2 protein-coding genes are annotated in these 2,776 nt (G+C 43.5%); one reads left to right on the top strand and one right to left on the bottom strand.

The annotated features are described in order from the left end of the window. Positions 1-1,172: proline--tRNA ligase (proS, locus tag F6K52_RS35070; RefSeq protein ID WP_293089612.1), on the top strand; the 1,172-nt coding region annotated here is incomplete at its 5' end. A 418-nt stretch (positions 1,173-1,590) separates the two neighbouring features. On the opposite strand, the gene F6K52_RS35065 is transcribed toward proS, so the two are convergent. Beyond that, the coding region (locus F6K52_RS35065; protein WP_293089610.1) for a hybrid sensor histidine kinase/response regulator at positions 1,591-2,776 on the bottom strand (1,186 nt) is incomplete at its 5' end.

The raw sequence follows: 2,776 nt of genomic DNA, 5'->3' as shown, positions 1-2,776 counted from the left end.
CTGTTCTGGCTGATGCTGGGGAAGACGAGATTCTCTACACAGAGGATGGCAAGTATTCTGCCAATTTGGAAAAAGCGGTTTCCCTACCACCAGACCTAGAACCATCACCCTATAACACTTATGAAAAACTAGAAACTCCAAACACCTCAACTATTGATAGCCTCTGTCAATTCCTGAAGTGCTCTGCCACTAGTGTGGTTAAAAATGTTCTTTACCAAATTGTCTATGACAACGGGATGACGGTGTTGGTTTTGGTGAGCATTCGCGGGGATCAAGATGTAAATGAGGTGAAGTTACAGAATGAATTGGTGAAATTGGCAGACCAATACGATGCCACAACGGTTTTAGCCCTGACTGTACCAGAGGTGGCTACCCAGGAAAAATGGGCATCGAAACCTCTACCTTTGGGTTACATGGCACCTGATTTGGCAGATGATTACATCAAACCAGCTAAAAATATTGCGCCTCAGTTTTTGCGGTTGGTAGATCAAACAGCAGTGGAACTGAAAAACTTTACTACTGGTTCTAATCAGTCAGGCAATCACGTAGTTGGTGCCAATTGGGGTGAGCAATTCCAGTTACCGAAGCTAGTGGTGGATGTCCGTAAGGCGAGTCCAGGCGATCGCGCCATCCATGACCCGAATCAAACCCTCTTATGCGCTCGCGGAATTGAAGTTGGCCATATTTTCCAGTTGGGGACGAAATACTCATCTGCGATGGGGGCTACCTACACCAGTGAGCAAGGGGAAGAAATTCCGTTATCTATGGGCTGTTATGGGGTGGGAGTGTCTCGGCTAGCTCAAGCAGCTGTAGAGCAATCCTATGACAAGGATGGGATTATCTGGCCAGTTGCGATCGCACCCTACCATGTGATTATCACGATCCCGAATGTGGGAGATACCCAGCAGATGGCAGCAGCAGAAAAACTTTACACTCAACTCAATCAAGCAGGTATCGAAACCCTGCTTGATGACCGCAACGAACGAGCTGGGGTCAAGTTCAAAGATGCTGATTTAATTGGGATTCCCTACCGGATTGTGACTGGGCGATCGCTTAAAGATGGCAAAGTGGAAGTGGTGGAACGGGCTACCCACACATCGACAGAACTCTCTGTTGAGGAAGTGCTACCCACCCTGAAGCAGTCGATTAATACAGCTCTAAGGACGGTTTAAGATTGAGGGTTGCAGGTTGAACGCGCACGCGTAGCCTTTTGACCAAGGTTGTTAGCCCAAGGGGATTCGGTTTAGGGTAGCTTGAAGGTTAGTAAACAGCACAAGAAAATGTTGCAGAGTCTACCAAAAACTCTTATTATTTGCTAGAGTTAAATTAGGGTAACACCGACAGGGATTATTATGTAACTTAAATTAAAGCCGAAAACCAAGGGTTTAATAGTTGCGCTCTCTATCCCGGTGTAACCAACTTTTTTGACATTTTTATGGCGCTCGCGGGATATTCCGTCAGAGCTTTGGGAGATACCCCCTGGATGCTATTGCATCTTGCATTGGCGGGCCAAAGTCTATCTTGGTAGACTTTGGTAGCTAAAAAGTATCGGATAACCATTGGGTGAATATCACTAATGACTAATTAGTGTTATACCCATTCTATGGGTAGGGAAACGGTAAAGGTCGCTCCCTTACCCAATTCACTATCCACAGTTATCTGACCCCCCATCAGATGACAGAGTTTTTTTGCGATCGCTAAACCCAAGCCAGCCCCACCATACTTGCGGGTGTCCGACTCATCTACCTGAGTGAAGGGTTCAAAAATCTTTGAATGTTGCTCTGGACTGATGCCAATACCGGTGTCACTGACTTGAAATGTGATTGATGGTTTAGTTCTTTGGTGTTGACCAATATCAGGAATAATTGTAGATTCTAAATTAAATTGATCGTCAATCTCTGCTGTACCATCACTCTTTTTGACTATCAATTTGACAGTTCCATGCTCTGTAAATTTACAAGCGTTGTTGAGCAAGTTAAGCAGGATTTGGCGCATTTTGGTGGGGTCAGTAAGGATTCTGCCAGGGTTATTCAAATAGATGACTTCTAAGGTATTGTTGTTCTTTTCCGATAAAGGACGCACATTGGTTATCAGTTCTTCAATCAATGAGGATATCTCAGTATTTTCTTGATGAATTTCTAGCTCACCTACTTCCATTTTTGATAGGTCAAGTATGTCGTTAAATAAATTCAGCAGATGCCAACTAGAGTTTTGAATCTTATCTAGCCGGGGAAGAAAGTATTCTGGATCCGACTTTTGAGCCCGAGCTTGTAATAACTCACTATTACCAATAATGATATTTAGAGGCGTGCGAAACTCATGGCTCATGTTGGCTATAAATTGGCTCTTAGCATAGTTAGCTTTCTCAGCTATTTCTTTAGCTTTGATTAGCTCCTGCAAGTAAAGTTGACGCTGTTTATGAGCCTGTCGGATTTGATGCTGTTGATCTCTAACTTGATCGACAAACTTTAGGGTTTTATTGATGGTAATTTCCAAATCCTGAAAATCTATTGGTTTGGTCAGAAAATCAAAAGCACCACGGTTCATCGCTGTCCTAATATTTTTCATATCCCCATAAGCTGATACCACCACTGCTTTAAGTGTTGGGTCAACTTCAGGGATAAACCCTAGCAAAGTAAGACCATCCATCTCAGGCATATTGATATCAGTTAAGATCAGATCTATTCGTTTTGAGGATTTTAGGATGTCGAGCGCTTCAGAGCCGTTATGCGCAAATAAAAAGTCCAATTCTTGAGCTCTGATCCGTTTTCTAAGA

It is taken from the genome of Moorena sp. SIO3H5 (assembly GCF_010692395.1).
Lineage (GTDB): Bacteria > Cyanobacteriota > Cyanobacteriia > Cyanobacteriales > Coleofasciculaceae > Moorena.
The sequence above is the reverse complement of the archived record's forward strand: the minus strand, read 5'-3'. Positions and strand labels throughout refer to the sequence as shown.